The organism is Agrococcus jejuensis (genome assembly GCF_900099705.1).
GTDB lineage: Bacteria > Actinomycetota > Actinomycetes > Actinomycetales > Microbacteriaceae > Agrococcus > Agrococcus jejuensis.
In genome coordinates, this window is the sequence record NZ_LT629695.1 from 3,298,313 (window position 1) to 3,311,301 (window position 12,989).

Annotated in this window: 19 protein-coding genes and 1 pseudogene; 10 read left to right on the plus strand and 10 right to left on the minus strand. The window is 72.5% G+C overall.

Annotated features, from left to right (window positions below):
- Positions 1–257: 257 nt before the first annotated feature.
- From BLQ67_RS15700 to BLQ67_RS15715, 4 genes are all read right to left on the minus strand, one after another.
- Positions 258–557 (minus strand): DUF1905 domain-containing protein, encoded by a 300-nt coding sequence (locus tag BLQ67_RS15700; protein ID WP_092506587.1) that lies wholly within the window; start codon positions 555–557, stop codon positions 258–260.
- 18 nt (positions 558–575) lie between these two features.
- Positions 576–1,598: an NAD(P)H-dependent flavin oxidoreductase gene (locus tag BLQ67_RS15705; protein ID WP_092506588.1), complete on the minus strand. Its 1,023-nt coding sequence runs from the start codon at positions 1,596–1,598 to the stop codon at positions 576–578.
- 25 nt (positions 1,599–1,623) lie between these two features.
- Entirely contained in the window at positions 1,624–2,877 is a 1,254-nt protein-coding gene (locus BLQ67_RS15710) for a serine hydrolase domain-containing protein (protein WP_092506589.1), read from the minus strand.
- A 66-nt stretch (positions 2,878–2,943) separates the two neighbouring features.
- Complete coding sequence (locus tag BLQ67_RS15715; protein WP_092506590.1) at positions 2,944–3,264, minus strand: hypothetical protein; 321 nt, start codon at positions 3,262–3,264, stop codon at positions 2,944–2,946.
- A 124-nt stretch (positions 3,265–3,388) separates the two neighbouring features.
- On the opposite strand from BLQ67_RS15715, the gene BLQ67_RS15720 reads away from it, so the two are divergent.
- From BLQ67_RS15720 to BLQ67_RS15740, 5 genes are all read left to right on the plus strand, one after another.
- Positions 3,389–3,781 carry a VOC family protein gene (locus BLQ67_RS15720; RefSeq protein WP_092506591.1) on the plus strand — a complete coding sequence of 131 codons (393 nt, stop codon included), beginning with the start codon at positions 3,389–3,391 and terminating at the stop codon, positions 3,779–3,781.
- Positions 3,782–3,854: 73 nt separating this feature from the next.
- On the plus strand, positions 3,855–4,229 hold the full coding sequence (locus BLQ67_RS15725; protein WP_231945090.1) for a GntR family transcriptional regulator: 375 nt from the start codon (positions 3,855–3,857) through the stop codon (positions 4,227–4,229).
- Positions 4,226–5,077, plus strand: a complete 852-nt coding sequence (locus BLQ67_RS15730; RefSeq protein ID WP_092506592.1) for an ABC transporter ATP-binding protein — start codon at positions 4,226–4,228, stop codon at positions 5,075–5,077. The genes BLQ67_RS15725 and BLQ67_RS15730 overlap by 4 nt, the downstream gene beginning before the upstream one ends.
- A complete protein-coding gene (locus BLQ67_RS15735) occupies positions 5,074–5,712 on the plus strand; it encodes an ABC-2 transporter permease (RefSeq protein WP_092506593.1) in 639 nt (212 codons plus the stop codon). Before BLQ67_RS15730 ends, BLQ67_RS15735 begins: the two co-directional genes overlap by 4 nt.
- Positions 5,713–5,720: 8 nt before the next feature.
- Positions 5,721–6,134 carry a DUF1801 domain-containing protein gene (locus tag BLQ67_RS15740; protein ID WP_092506594.1) on the plus strand — a complete coding sequence of 138 codons (414 nt, stop codon included), beginning with the start codon at positions 5,721–5,723 and terminating at the stop codon, positions 6,132–6,134.
- Between the two features lie 3 nt (positions 6,135–6,137).
- Here the strand turns inward: BLQ67_RS15740 and BLQ67_RS15745 are convergent, their stop codons facing one another.
- From BLQ67_RS15745 to BLQ67_RS16930, 3 genes and pseudogenes are all read right to left on the minus strand, one after another.
- Positions 6,138–6,665 carry a YdeI/OmpD-associated family protein gene (locus BLQ67_RS15745; RefSeq protein ID WP_092506595.1) on the minus strand — a complete coding sequence of 176 codons (528 nt, stop codon included), beginning with the start codon at positions 6,663–6,665 and terminating at the stop codon, positions 6,138–6,140.
- A 5-nt stretch (positions 6,666–6,670) separates the two neighbouring features.
- Complete coding sequence (locus tag BLQ67_RS15750; protein ID WP_092506596.1) at positions 6,671–7,777, minus strand: hypothetical protein; 1,107 nt, start codon at positions 7,775–7,777, stop codon at positions 6,671–6,673.
- 121 nt (positions 7,778–7,898) lie between these two features.
- Positions 7,899–8,009 (minus strand): annotated as a pseudogene (locus tag BLQ67_RS16930) (AraC family transcriptional regulator); the annotation flags it as partial.
- A gap of 93 nt (positions 8,010–8,102) precedes the next feature.
- On the opposite strand from BLQ67_RS16930, the gene BLQ67_RS15755 reads away from it, so the two are divergent.
- Positions 8,103–9,062: a DNA-3-methyladenine glycosylase family protein gene (locus tag BLQ67_RS15755; protein ID WP_092506597.1), complete on the plus strand. Its 960-nt coding sequence runs from the start codon at positions 8,103–8,105 to the stop codon at positions 9,060–9,062.
- 7 nt (positions 9,063–9,069) lie between these two features.
- Here the strand turns inward: BLQ67_RS15755 and BLQ67_RS15760 are convergent, their stop codons facing one another.
- Positions 9,070–9,675: a GNAT family N-acetyltransferase gene (locus BLQ67_RS15760; protein ID WP_092506598.1), complete on the minus strand. Its 606-nt coding sequence runs from the start codon at positions 9,673–9,675 to the stop codon at positions 9,070–9,072.
- A gap of 163 nt (positions 9,676–9,838) precedes the next feature.
- On the opposite strand from BLQ67_RS15760, the gene BLQ67_RS15765 reads away from it, so the two are divergent.
- The 4 genes from BLQ67_RS15765 to BLQ67_RS15780 are packed head-to-tail and all read left to right on the plus strand — an operon-like array spanning position 9,839 to position 12,142.
- On the plus strand, positions 9,839–10,396 hold the full coding sequence (locus tag BLQ67_RS15765; protein ID WP_092506599.1) for a dihydrofolate reductase family protein: 558 nt from the start codon (positions 9,839–9,841) through the stop codon (positions 10,394–10,396).
- Between the two features lie 51 nt (positions 10,397–10,447).
- Positions 10,448–11,104 (plus strand): hypothetical protein, encoded by a 657-nt coding sequence (locus BLQ67_RS15770; protein ID WP_092506600.1) that lies wholly within the window; start codon positions 10,448–10,450, stop codon positions 11,102–11,104.
- A 6-nt stretch (positions 11,105–11,110) separates the two neighbouring features.
- Complete coding sequence (locus BLQ67_RS15775; RefSeq protein WP_092506601.1) at positions 11,111–11,473, plus strand: hypothetical protein; 363 nt, start codon at positions 11,111–11,113, stop codon at positions 11,471–11,473.
- Positions 11,474–11,482: 9 nt separating this feature from the next.
- The gene (locus BLQ67_RS15780; protein ID WP_092506602.1) at positions 11,483–12,142 is read left to right on the plus strand and encodes a dihydrofolate reductase family protein; all 660 of its coding nucleotides are present in this window, start codon (positions 11,483–11,485) and stop codon (positions 12,140–12,142) included.
- 15 nt (positions 12,143–12,157) lie between these two features.
- Here BLQ67_RS15780 and BLQ67_RS15785 read toward each other — a convergent pair whose 3' ends face one another.
- Both BLQ67_RS15785 and BLQ67_RS15790 read right to left on the minus strand, forming a co-directional pair.
- Positions 12,158–12,487, minus strand: coding sequence for a DHCW motif cupin fold protein (locus BLQ67_RS15785; protein WP_092506603.1), 330 nt, complete (start codon positions 12,485–12,487; stop codon positions 12,158–12,160).
- 61 nt (positions 12,488–12,548) lie between these two features.
- Positions 12,549–12,989 carry a hypothetical protein gene (locus tag BLQ67_RS15790; RefSeq protein WP_157674880.1) on the minus strand — a complete coding sequence of 147 codons (441 nt, stop codon included), beginning with the start codon at positions 12,987–12,989 and terminating at the stop codon, positions 12,549–12,551.

A 12,989-nucleotide genomic window follows, 5' to 3' on the forward strand; every position in this document is an offset into this window, starting at 1 on the left:
CTCCCTCGCGCTCCCGTCGAGACGGTGCATGCGGGCGCATCCTGAGAGGACGAGCCGGTGACCATCGGCTCGTGCGACCGCCGCAGCGATCCCCATCCGGATCGCGATCGGCAGCACGAGGGGAGCGACCCATGGCAGACCGCGACCGCGACAGCGACACGCAGGCAGGGTGGCCCGACGAGCCTGTGGAGGCGCCGTTCGGCCAGTGGCTCGGCCTCATCAACCACGGCGACTGACGCCCGCGGTCGTCGGCCGCGTCAGTGGTCGACGAGCTCGACGACGACGCCGCGCACGAGCGCGTCGAGCGTCAGTCCCTCGGCGTCGCGCACCGCGCGCTTGACGGGCAGCACGTACGTGCCGTCGGCGCCGGGGAAGATCGACGTGCGGAACCTGGATGCGCCGATGCGCGCATCCACGCGCACCGATCCGAACCCTCCCGTGAGCGAGCCGACGACCTCGCGGATCTCGCGGCCGGCCTCCGCCGGCAGGTCGACGAACGTCCACAGCTCCCGCCTGGCGGTCCAGCGGTAGAGCACGGCATCGAACTGGTAGCGCACCGTCAGGCATCCATCCGTTCAGGGCTCCAGGTCGTCGAGGATGTCGGCGATCGGCGCGTCGCGACCCGCGCGCCAGGCCTCGCCCGCCCAGAGGTGCACGAGCGACGCATCGCCGGATGCTGCGGCCGCGGCACGCATCGGCCGCGTGAGGTGGTGCAGCGCCGGGTAGCCCGATGGCGCGTCGCGGTGCGCCTCGACGAACGGGGTCACGAGCGCGCGGGCCGGGCGCCCGGTGAACGCTCGCGTGAGCTCCGTCCGGTCGAAGGAGGCATCGGCGAGCGCTGCGCGATGCGTCGCCGACGTGCCGGCCTCCGTCGCTCGCAGCGCGAGCGTGCCGATCGCGACGGCATCGGCGCCCGCATCGATCACGCGCCGCACGTCGTCGCGCGACGCGACGCCGCCCGCGGCGACGATCGGCAGGGGCGTCGCGGCACGCACGCCTGCGACGAGCGTCGGCAGCGGCACGTCGGCAGGCAGCGCGTCGCGCGTCCAGATGCCCGAGTGACCGCCGGCGGCCGACGCCTGCACCGTCAGCGCATCCACACCCGCGTTCGCCGCGGCGAGCGCCTCGTCCTCCGAGGTCACGGTCTGCAGCGTGAGGATGCCCGCGGCGCGCAGACGCGCGAGCACGGCGTCGTCGGGCAGGCCGAACGTCAGGCTCACGACGGGCACGCGAGCCTCGACCACGACGTCGACCTTGGCCTCCCAGTCGTCGTCGTCCTCGACCAGCGGCGGCACGGCTGCATCGGGCACGACTCGGGCCACGTCGGCGGCGATCGCCCGCCCGTACGCCTCGTAGTCGGACGGCGCGATGCGGTGCAGGTTCGGCACGAAGAGGTTGACGCCGAAGCGCGACGCGCCGAGAGCGCGCGTCTCGGCGATCCGCGCCCGCAGCGCCTCCGCCGTCAGATAGCCGGCGGCGAGCTGCGCGAACGCACCGTGCGCCTCGACTGCGGCGACGAGCGCGGGCGTCGTCGCGCCGCCCGCCATCGGTGCGACGGCGACGACGCGGGCGTGCTGCAGCGCGAGAGGGAGCATCATGCATCCATCCTCGCGCGCGGCACCGTCAGTCGACGACCGCCGCGCTCGCCGCCGCGACGAGCCGCAGGTTGTGCGGCAGCGCTCCGTCGAAGCCCGGCGTCGACATCGTGAGGATCACGGTGTCGGCGCGCGGGTTCACGACGAACTTCGTCGAGAAGAAGCCCTGCCACGAGTACGCCCCCGGCCCGCCGAGGTAGTGCTGCGAGCCGGCGGGCGCGTTCTCGCCCTCCTGCACGTCGACCATGTAGCCCCAGCGGTTCTGGGTGAGCTGCCAGTTCGTGAGGTCGCCGATCTGGTTCGTCGTCATGAGGCGCACGGCGGCTGGGGAGAGCACGCGCACGCCGTCGAGCTCGCCCATGTTCAGCAGCATCTGCGCGAATCGCAGGTAGTCGCCCGTCGTCCCGTGCAGGCCGCCAGCACCCATCGTGAGCGTGCGGTGCTCGCTGAACGAGTACTCGGGGCCGAGCATGCCGGCGCCGAGCGGCGCATCCTCGAGCTGCCGCTCGTCGCGGCCCGCCCAGTAGACGGCCGCGATGCGGTGCTGCTCGGACTCCGGCACGAAGAACCACGTCTCGTCCATGCCGAGCGGCTCGAGCACGTTGCGTCGCTGGTAGGTGTCGAAGTCGAGCCCCGAGACGACCTCGACGAGTCGGCAGAGCACGTTCACCGAGTTGTTGGAGTAGTCGAACATCGTGCCGGGCTGCGCGATGAGCGGCACGGTCGCGAGCCGCTGCACGACCTCCTCGAGCGTCGTCGCCGGCGTCTCGAACGTGTCGACGACGCCCGCATCCTTGAGCAGCTGCGGCACGACGCCGTAGACCGACGGCTCGAACATGCGATGCCACCACGTGTTGGTGTAGCCGGCCGTCATCGTGAGCAGGTGGTGCACCGTGATGGGGCGCTCGGCCGATGCGAGGCGCGTGACGTTCCAGTCCTCGACGACCGCGACGCGCGGGTCGGCCAGCTCGGGCAGCCACTGCGCGACGGGGTCGTGGAGGCCGAGGAGGCCGCGCTCCCAGAGCTGCAGCACGCAGGCGGCGGCGACGGTCTTCGACATCGACGCGAAGCGGAAGATCGCCTCGGTCGTCATCGGCACGCCCTCGTCGGCCTTGCCGAACGCCTCGGCGTACGCGACCTTGCCGTGACGCGCGACGGCCATGACGGAGCCCTGGTACGCGTTCGCGGCGAGGTTCGCGCGCTGCAGCGAGCCGAGATGCTCGAGATGCCTGCCGGACATGCCGACGTCCGCTGGATCGACCTGCTGCTGGAGCGTGCTCATCCGTTGCCTCCTCGCCACGGTGCGTGGCCGCAGCCTAGCCCTGGGGGCTGGGGACGCGAGGCTCGATCAGTCGTGCATCTCGAAGACGTAGTAGTGATGGCCGGGCGCCTCGATCTGCGCGACCTTGCCGCGCGGGACGTCCGAGATGCGCGACGCCGTCGCACCCTTCGCCGCGATCCAGGCATCCACGTCGTCGACGAGGTACATCGGACCGGCGCCGCCCCAGCCGGGCACGTCGTCGAGCATGAGCTGCGGCTCGGCGCCGGGCATCTGGAACGCCACGGTGTGCTCGCCCTCGCGCCACGCCTCCTCCCAGCCGAGTGCCGCGTAGTGCGCGGTCGCAGCGGCGAGATCGGTGACGGGCTGGAAGAGGAACGACAGCTGCATGGATGCTCCGGTTCGGGTGGTGGAAGGGGTCGGCTGATCCTATGGATGCGGTGACGCGGTGTCGCTCCGCGGCGAACGCCCATGCGCTGGATCGGGGGACGCTCGGACTGGGTAGCGTGCTGCCATGACGATCGTGCGACAGGTGCAGGTGACGTTCGACTGCGCGGATCCCGTGCGCGTGGCGCGGTACTGGTGCGCGGCGCTCGGGTACGAGCTGCCTGCGTCGGTGTCGGAGGGCGACGGGTCGTGGGCGGTCGCCGAGGATCCGACGGGCTCGGGCCCGCGCCTCTACTTCCAGCGGGTGCCCGAGGGCAAGGTCGTGAAGAACCGCGTGCACCTCGACGTGCGCGCGGCGACGGGGCTCGTCGGCGAGGAGCGCGTCGCGGCGCTCGAGGCGGAATGCGCGCGGCTCGTCGAGGCGGGCGGCACGCGGCTGTGGCTGCTGCCGGCGAACGACGAGGACGAGTCGTGCCTCGTGATGCAGGACCCCGAGGGCAACGAGCACTGTCTGGACTGACGACGCGCCGAGGGGTCGACAGGCTCCAGCGCTCTCGCTACTGTTCTGGTGTACACGAACAGATGGAGTGAAGGTGCACGTCGTCCTGTCGACCGACTCGGCATCGCCGATCTACGAGCAGATCAAGGTGCAGATGCGCGCCGCGATCCTCTCGGGCGCGATCGCCGCCGGTGGCACGCTGCCGTCGCTGCGGCAGCTCGCCGCCGACCTGCGCGTCAGCGTCGTCACGGTGACGCGGGCCTACAACGACCTCGTCGCCGAGGGCCTCGCCCGCAACGAGCACGGGCGCGGCTTCGTCGTGCTCGCGGTCGAGGCGGACGTCGCCCAGCAGGCGCTCGACGCCACGCTCGACGACCTGCTGCGACGCCTCGTCGTCGCGGCGGGCCACGCGGGCGTCGATCTGCCGGCACTCCATCGCCGACTCGACGACCAGTGGAGGAGCGAATGACCGAGCTGATCGCGCAGATCGACGACCTGCGCATCCACCGACCCCGATTCGAGCTCGACGGGGTGAGCCTGCAGGTGCCGCGCGGCGCCGTCGTGGGGCTCGTCGGCCCCAACGGCGCCGGCAAGACCACGACCATCCGGGCGATGCTCGGGCTCGTCGCCGCGGACTCCGGCCGCATCCGCGTGGCAGGGCATGCCCCAGGCGATCCCGCGGGCCTCGCCCGCGTGGGCGTCGTGCTCGACCAGCCCGCCGCGGCGCCCGAGTGGCGCGTCGCCGCGCTCGGCAGGCGGCTCGCGCCATTCCACGCGCGCTGGGACCACGACCTCCTCGCACGCACCCTCGACCGACTGCGCGTGCCGACGGGCGGGAGGGTCGGCGAGCTGTCGCGCGGCCAGGGTGTGAAGCTGTCGATGGCGCTCGCGCTCGCGCAGCAGCCCGAGCTGCTCGTGCTCGACGAGCCGTCGAGCGGTCTCGACCCGGCTGCGCGACGCGAGCTCGTCGACGTCATCCGCGAGTTCATGCTCGACGAGACGCACGGCGTGCTGCTGTCGACGCACATCACGACCGACCTCGACGACCTCGCCGACGCGCTCGTCGTCATCGCCGACGGTCGCGTCGCCCACGCGGATGCGATGCCCGACGCCGTCGAGGCGTTCGCCATGGCCCGCGGCGCGGGCGCGCCGCCGACCGAGCACGTGCTCGGCGTGCAGCGCGCCGGTGCGCAGTGGGCTGGGCTCATCCGCATCGACGACTCGGCGGCGTTCGGCCCCGACGTCGTCATCGACCCCGCGACGATCGACGACCTCGTCATCCACCTGGCGGGCGAGCGCGCGGAGGTGGCGGCATGATGATGCTCTCCTTCGCCCGCTTCGACCTGCGCTCGTGGCTGCCGCGCACGCAGACGCTGCTGCCGCTCGTGCTCGTCGCCGTCGCCGGCGTCGCGGTGCCCGTGTCGGGCATGTCGATCGTCGCCGCAGCGCTCGTGACGTCGCTGCTCGCGTCGGTGCCGTTCCTCACCGACGAGCGAGCGCGGCTCGACACGCTCTACGGCGTGCTGCCGGTGTCGCGCGCGACGGTCGTCGCGGGGCGGGCGCTGGCGATCGTCGCCTACGGCGCCCTCGCGATGGCGGTCGGCGTCGTGGCGACGCTCGTCGTGCCGCTCGTGCGCGGCACCCAGCTCGACGCCGCGTGGGTGGTGACGTTCGTCGGCCTCGCCGCGGGCTTCGTCGGCGTGTCGCTGTGCATCCAGCTGCCCGTGCTCTTCGCGGTGGGCTACTCGCGCGGTCGGCTCGTCGCGTATGCGCCGGCGTTCGTCGTCGCGGGCCTCGCGTGGATCGCGCAGGCGCTCGGGCTCACGGGCGGCGTCGCCTCCGCACCCCAGCCCGTGCCCATCCTCCTCGGCGGGCTCGCCCTCGGTGCGCTCGGCATCGTCGTGGGCGCCGTGCTCGCGACGCGGGCGTATCGTGCGAGGGAGATCCGATAGGAGCGGCCATGGCAGCGGAGCCCGCGATGCGACCCACGGGGGAGCCCCTCGCCGAGGTGCTCGACCGCGCGACCGGTGCGCGCCGCATCGAGGCCGACGAGCTCGTCGCCCTGCTCGCCGAGGTGAGCGGCGCGGATCCGGTCGTCTGGGCCGGGCGGATCGTGGGCTTCGGCGCGCACGAGTACCGCTACGAGACGGGGCACGGCGGCGTCGCCCCGCTGCTGGCGTTCGCACCGGGTCGTGCGCACCACACGCTCTATCTCGAGAGCGGCTTCGCCGAGCGCTGGGGAGACCTCGTCGACGCGCTCGGCCCGCATCGCTCGAGCGTCGCGTGCCTGTACGTCACGCGGCTCGCGAACGTCGACCGCGACGTGCTGCGCGCCATGCTCGAGCGGTCCGTGGCCGAGACGCTCGCTCGCTGACGCTCAGTCCGCGACGAGTCGCCCGCTGCGGGCGAGCTCGGGGTCGGTGCACGACGAGAGGTCGAAGCAGCACGGGCGGCTGCTGCCGGCGTCGAGCTTCGAGATGCTCACCTCGACGCGGCGGCTGCGTGTCTCGGGGTTGCGGGTCGCGCCGACCCAGCGCACCCACTCCCACCGCGCCATCGGCGTGATCGCCTGCCAGCGGGCGGATGCCGTGGTCGAGTCGTCGAGCGCGCCGCCGAGGTCGGCGGGCACGGTCGGCTCGGGCCACTGCTTCGAGGGCAGCACGGCGAGGTCGACCTTCACGGTGTCTCCCTGGGCGGCGCCCGCGTCGAGCCAGTGCCCCTTCTCACCGTCGGGCTCGACGACGGTCACGGCGTCGACGCCGCCGATGCTGCCCGTGACGGCGACCTGGCCGCGCGAGGGGAGCGTCGCGCTCACGTCGGCGGGCACGCGCACGATGCGCCGGTCGCCGACCTGCACGACGTCGCCGTCGAAGCGGATCGCGACGGGGGATGCGGTCTTCGCCATCTTGCCTAGCTCTCGTTGCTGTCGGCGTCGGGCTCGGTCGCCGAGTCCTCGCCCGGCGACTTCGGCTTCCGCCTGAACAGCGAAGCGGCTCGTCCTCCGACGGCTGCCGCGCGATCCCCGACGGCACCCGCTGCGCCCGCGACAGCCGAACCGACTCCTCGGGCCGCGGTGAGCGCACGAGGATCATCTGGGATGCCATCGCCGTCCAGGTCGACAGAGCGGAACGCTTCTGTGGCCTTGCCGACCTTGCCCCACACATCGTCGCCGAAGTCCTTCGCGCTGCTGGACGCAGCATGCAGCGCTTTGGTCGCGCGCGATGGCTCAAGAGACTTCTCAGGCTTCTCGAACTGCTCCAGCCACGCCGGGAATGTGCGCGGAGGCTCGGGAAATGCGACTCGCGCTGCCTTCACTACGTCGCGCCCGAAGTAGAAGCTGCCTACGCCTCCGATCACGGCACCGACACCGAAGGGCACGGCCTTTCCGAGCGTTCCTGCGCCGAGCTTGCCGCTGGTCTTGAGAGCCTCCCTAGCGATGACGACCGTCAACGGAGCGAGTGCGGAGTCCGGGAGTTGCTCTGTCAGCACCTCGCCCCATCCCTTCGGCAACGTCTTCGCGACGACTCCAGTCGCGAGCGAACGAGCCTGATCGACCCCGCCGGCGCCCGCGGCTGCTAGGACCAGCTTGCTGACCTGTCCCTGCGACTTCTGGCCAAGCAAGGTGCCGAGCACGAGCGGTCGAGCGCGTTCCGCATCGTCGACCGCGACGCCATGCAGCTCGGCGACGGCGAGAACGTACAGCGCGCTCGTCTCGTAGAAGAACAGGAGGTCGGCGACGCCGAGCCCAAGAGCGATGGGGATGCCGACACCAGGGATCGCGGCCGAGGCGCCGACGCCGGTGCTCGTCGCTGTCACAGTGGCGACATAGCGAGAATCAAGCTCCTTCAGCAGATCCGCGGCGTCAGCGTTCGGCTTGCTGCGACGGAGTCCGCGCAGGTACTCGAGCACGATCGGACGCTGGACGGCGATTGCGCCGTAGATGCGGTCCTGGAACTCCAGCGCTCTCGCAAACTCTCCCGGCTCGAGGCCTTCGGTGCTCTGGTCATCGTTGCTCATGCCGACTCCTTCGACCACTAGGTAGTGGTGCCAACCTCATCTTGCACCGTGCGGCGACGTAGAGTCACAACACGCTTGTGCGGCGAGGCGGAGGCGGGCGCATCCGCCCGCCATCGCTCGCTCAGGCGCGCTCGACGGGAAGCCAGAGCTCGCACGTGGCAGTGCTGAAGTCGTCGGCTCGGTCCAGGATGGCGACGATCGACGGCCCCGGCCGCGGGCGCCACGGGTTCGCCTTCGATGCTCGTCGGAGGCGCGCGCGCACCCGATCATCGCTGTTCGATGCGATCGGCGCGTGGGTGGCGGTGGTCGGCCGTAGGGTCGCAGCGTGCCCGCCCTCGACCTGCCCACGGTGCTGCCGACGCCCGATGCGCGCGTCGAGTGGGTGCCGCGGCACGCGACGTCGGTGCGGCTGACGCTCGGTCGCGCGCAGCAGGGCGGGGCGGACCCGACGCAGCAGCGTGCGCGCGACGGTGCGGTCTGGCGCACCATCCGCACGCCGTCGGGCTCGGCGGTCGCGCGGTTCGACCACGTCGGCGACGCGGTGCGGTGCCTCGCATGGGGCGAGGGCGCCGAGCACGTCGCGACCACCGCGCCCGCGCTGCTCGGCGACGCCGACGACCCGAGCGGGTTCGTGCCCGCGCATCCGTACCTCGAGGTCGCGCACCGGCGCCATCCGGGCATGCGCATCGCCGGCAGCGGCGACATGCTGCACGGCATGGTCGGCGCGATCCTCGAGCAGCGCGTCGAGTCGCTCGTGGCGTTCACCTCGTGGACGCGGCTCGTGCGACGGCTGGGCGAGCCCGCGCCGGCCCCTGCGCCGGCGGGCATGCGCATGTTCCCGTCGGGGGCGGCGTGGCTCGGCGTCGAGCAGGGGGAGTGGCGCGCCTTCGACGTCGACCTCGGTCGCGCGACGGCGATCCGCTGGGCTGCGGCACGCGAGCGCAGCCTGCAGCGGCTCGTCGACGAGGGCCGCGACCTCGCATCCGTCGATCGGGCGCTGCGGTCGTTGCCGGGCGTCGGCGTCTGGACGTCGGCGGAGGTGCGGCAGCGCGTGCTCGGCGATGCGGATGCGGTGTCGGTCGGCGACTTCCACCTCGCGACGGTCGTGGGGCAGACCCTCGCGGGGCGGGCGTTCGACGACGCCGAGCTCGTCGAGTTCCTCGAGCCGTGGCGCGGGCACCGGTACCGCGTCGCGCGACTCGTGTACGCGGGCGGGTTCGAACGGGCGCCGCGTCGTGCCCCGCGTCGGTCGCCGGGCCCGCAGCCGCGCGCGGCGGGCTGGTGAGGCGCGGCTAGCGCAGCGCGTGCTCGACGCGCGGCTCGCGCCACATGCCCACGGGGAAGCCGCCCGGTGCGATGCCGATGCGCGAGCGCAGCGTGAAGCCGTGACGCTCGTACAGTCGCTGGCTCGCCGCGGTCGTCGCCTCGAGGTAGGCGGGGCCGTCGAACCGCGCGAGGCCGTGGTCGATCAGCGCCGCGCCGATGCCCAGCCCGCGAGCCGGCTCGGCGACGGCGACGTCTGCGAGCAGCCAGTGCGGCTGCGTCGGGCGTGCCCGCTGGCGCGTGCGCAGCACTCGCGCGGCGCTCACGGCGTGGGCGATGCCGACGGCGTGCACGTAGAGGGGCGCCTGGCGCAGCGTCGCGCGCATGTCGTGGCACGGGTCGGGCTCGACCCAGGCGGCGACGCCGACAATCTCGTCATCGACGACCGCGACGTCGACGTGGCCGTGCATGAAGCCGCCGAGGCGCAGCTCGGCCTCGTAGAGGCTCGTCATGCGGCGCAGGCGGTCGTGCCTGCTGCGTACGGCGCGCACACCGACGGGGTCGTGCAGCAGCGCTGCGGCGACGATGCCGGCGCACTGCCGAGCCTCGTCGAGCGTCGCAGGGCGGATGTGCACGGGTCCTCCAAAAAGTGAGTCTGATTCACCATAACGCGTGTTGCATGAACGGCAAGGATCGACGCGCGTGTCGGGGGACGCGCCTTCACGCACGCCGTCGCTTGCGCACGACGCCGCATCCGCGCGACCGTGGTCCTCGACGACCCACGGGAGGGAGCACGCGATGGCGCGGCTCGTCTACGGCATGATCACCTCGCTCGACGGCTATGCCGTCGCGGCGGAGGGCGACCTCGGCAGGGGAGCGGAGGACGAGGAGGTGCACACGTACGTCGGCGACCTGTTCCGCGACGTCGGCACCTACCTGTACGGCCGGCGCATGTACGACACGATGGTGTTCTGGGAGACGGCGCACGAGCTGCCCGATGCACCGCCGCACATCGTCGACTACGCGCGCGACTGGCAGCGTGCCGAGAAGGTCGTCTACTCGACGACGTTGCAGGAGGTCCCGAGCGAGCGCACGCGCATCGAACGGGACTTCGACGTGGATGCGGTGCGCGCGCTGAAGGAGTCCGCGACCGCGGATCTCACGATCGATGGGCCGACGCTCGCCGCCCAGGCCATCCGCGCCGGGCTGGTCGACGAGTTCCATCAGTTCGTCACGACGAGCGTCGTGGGTGGCGGCACGCGGTTCTGGCCCGACGACGTGCGGCTCGACCTCGACCTCGTCGAGCAGCGGGCGTTCGCATCGGGGCTCGTGCACCTGCACTACGCGCGACGCTGACGGGCGGCGCGACCGAGGACTCCTCCCAGGCGTCGTCGGTACCGTCGCAGCATGCTGCGACACCGACTCTCGATCCTGCCTGCGCTCGCCGTGCTGACGCTCGTGGGCTGCGCGGCATCGGGCGATCCCGGCGCCGAGGGCGATGCCGCGTCGCAGCCGACGCCCGAGCCCTCGGTCGAGGCGGTCGAGCTCGACGAGCCGGTGCTCGACCCAACGGCCTGGCCGGCCCGCGTCTTCACCGATGGCACGATGCCGGAGGCCGACGCCGCGGGGCAGGCGCAGGCGGACGCGTGGCTCGCCGGCGTCGTCGTGCCGGCCGGGGCCGTGCGGCTCGACGAGCGCCCGCGCGACGTGGCGTTCCTCGGGCTCCAGGAGCAGGGATGGTGGTGCGCGCCCATGGGGCTCGCGGCCGGCTACTGGCAGGTGCCCGACATGGACGTGATCGAGACCGTGAACTGGCTCGCCGCGAACCCTGGGCCCGGGCTCGTCAGCTCGATGCCCGAGCCGTACGCCGACGACGGCGCGCACGTCGACGGCGCCTCGGTCGGCCTCGTGCCCGAGCTCGGCGCGCTCGAGGGCATGGCGCTCACCGCCGCGGTCGCGCCCGGCGGCGTCGTCGTGCGCGCCGAGGTCGGCGCGTTCGGCGACACGACGGTGTGCCCGACGCCTCCGCCGGGCGAGATGCTCGGCGGGCCAGGTCAGGGCTGATCCTCGGTGCTCGACCCGAGTGCTCCGCCTGCGATCGCGATCCTCGTCGTCGTCACGGCCGTGCTCGCGGTCGCGCTGCCGATCATCGTGGTGCGGCGCAGCGCGCGACCCGAGCACCTTCGCGAGCGCATCCTGCTCTCACGACCGCGCTGGGTCGAGGCGGGGTGCGCCGGCAGCATCGTCGTGCAGGTGATCTGCGCCACGGGGTTCGCGGTGCTCGCTGCGGTCGCGCATCCGATCCTCTGGGGCGTGGTGGCACTGTCCGCGAGCTCGATCGTCGCGACGTCCCTGCACCTCCATCGCTACCGGCGTGCGCTGCGGGCCCTCGAGGCCGAGATCGCGGATGCCGACGGCGACCTCCGGGTCTAGCGTGAGCGCATGACGAAGCTGCGCGTCCACAACCTCGCCATCTCGCTCGACGGGTTCGCGACGGGGGAGGGGCGCACGTTCGAGGCGCCGTTCGGCCACGCGGGCATGCGGCTCATGGGCTGGTTCTTCCCGACTCGCACGTTCGTGCAGGGCACGGGCCACGAGGACGAGGCGGTCGGCTCGGGCACGACGGGCGTCGACGACGCGTTCGCCGCGCGCACGCACCACGGCATCGGTGCCGAGATCATGGGTCGCGGCAAGTTCGGGCCGCAGGAGGGGCCGTGGGAGGACCTCGAGTGGGAGGGCTGGTGGGGCGACGAGCCGCCGTTCCACAGCCCCGTCGTCGTGCTGACGCACCACGAGCGGCCGGACATCACGCTGGGGGAGACGACGTTCACGTTCCGCGATCTCCCGCCGGCGGAGGCGCTCGCCCTCGCAGCCGAGCTCGCAGGCGGCCTCGACGTGCGGCTCGGCGGCGGCCCGACGACGGTGCGCGAGTTCCTGCAGGCCGACCTCGTCGACGAGATGCACCTCGTCGTCTCGCCCGTCGTGCTCGGGCGCGGCGTGCGGCTGTGGGATGGCCTCGAGGGCCTCGAGGAGCAGTTCGACATCGCGTCGACGGCGTCGCCGTCTGGCGTCGTGCACCAGATCTTCACCCGCCGGTCGTAGCCGGCGGGCGCATCCTCAGTCGACGATGAAGAGTCGCGCGCCCGTCGTCGTCGACGACCGGTGCGCCTCCATGTCGGTGCCGACCGCATAGCTCTGGCCGGGGCGCAGCGTCACGGTGCGACCGTCGTCGAGCTCGGTCGTGAGCTCGCCGTCGAGCACGAGCAGCACGTGGCCGCGCGAGCACCAGTGATCGGCGAGGTAGCCGGGGGAGTAGTCGACCATGCGCACGCGCGTCGTGCCCATCGTCTGCGTGCGCCAGAGCGCCTCGCCGGTCTCGCCCGCATGGCGCTCGGGAGCGATGGCGCTCCAGTCGGTCGTGTCGAAGGGATGCGTCGAGAGGTCCACGGTCGCAGCGTATGCGCGGCGAGGATCTGCGGCGGCCGACCACCGCGCGATCGGTGGCCGATCAATAGGCGACGTAGCGGCGGATCGGTACGTTGCGCCGCTTCCCGAAGAGCACCGGCGGTACCGCGAACGCGTACGTCGAGCGCCGGCGCCCATCGGCGAGGCGCACCGTCACTCGCATGCCGAGCCAGCTCGGATGCTCGATGATGTGCCCAGCGATCGTCGCCTCCATGAGCGCCGTCGCCATGGCGATGCCGTCGTCGTCGTAGGTCACGGAGAAGTGCCCCGTGTCGCGTCCGAGCATCACCAGGAGTCGATCCTCGGAGGAGATGGTGATCGCTCGAGCGTCGGGTCGGCTGGGCGTCACCTCGAGGACGTCCCAGTCGTATCCGATCTCGGATCGTTCGACCGTGCCGCGGTCTCCGACGACCTCGCGCACACGGCGTTCGAGCACGTCGAGCACGCGAAGGCGTGGTCCAACGCGAGTCGGGTCGAGGGTCAC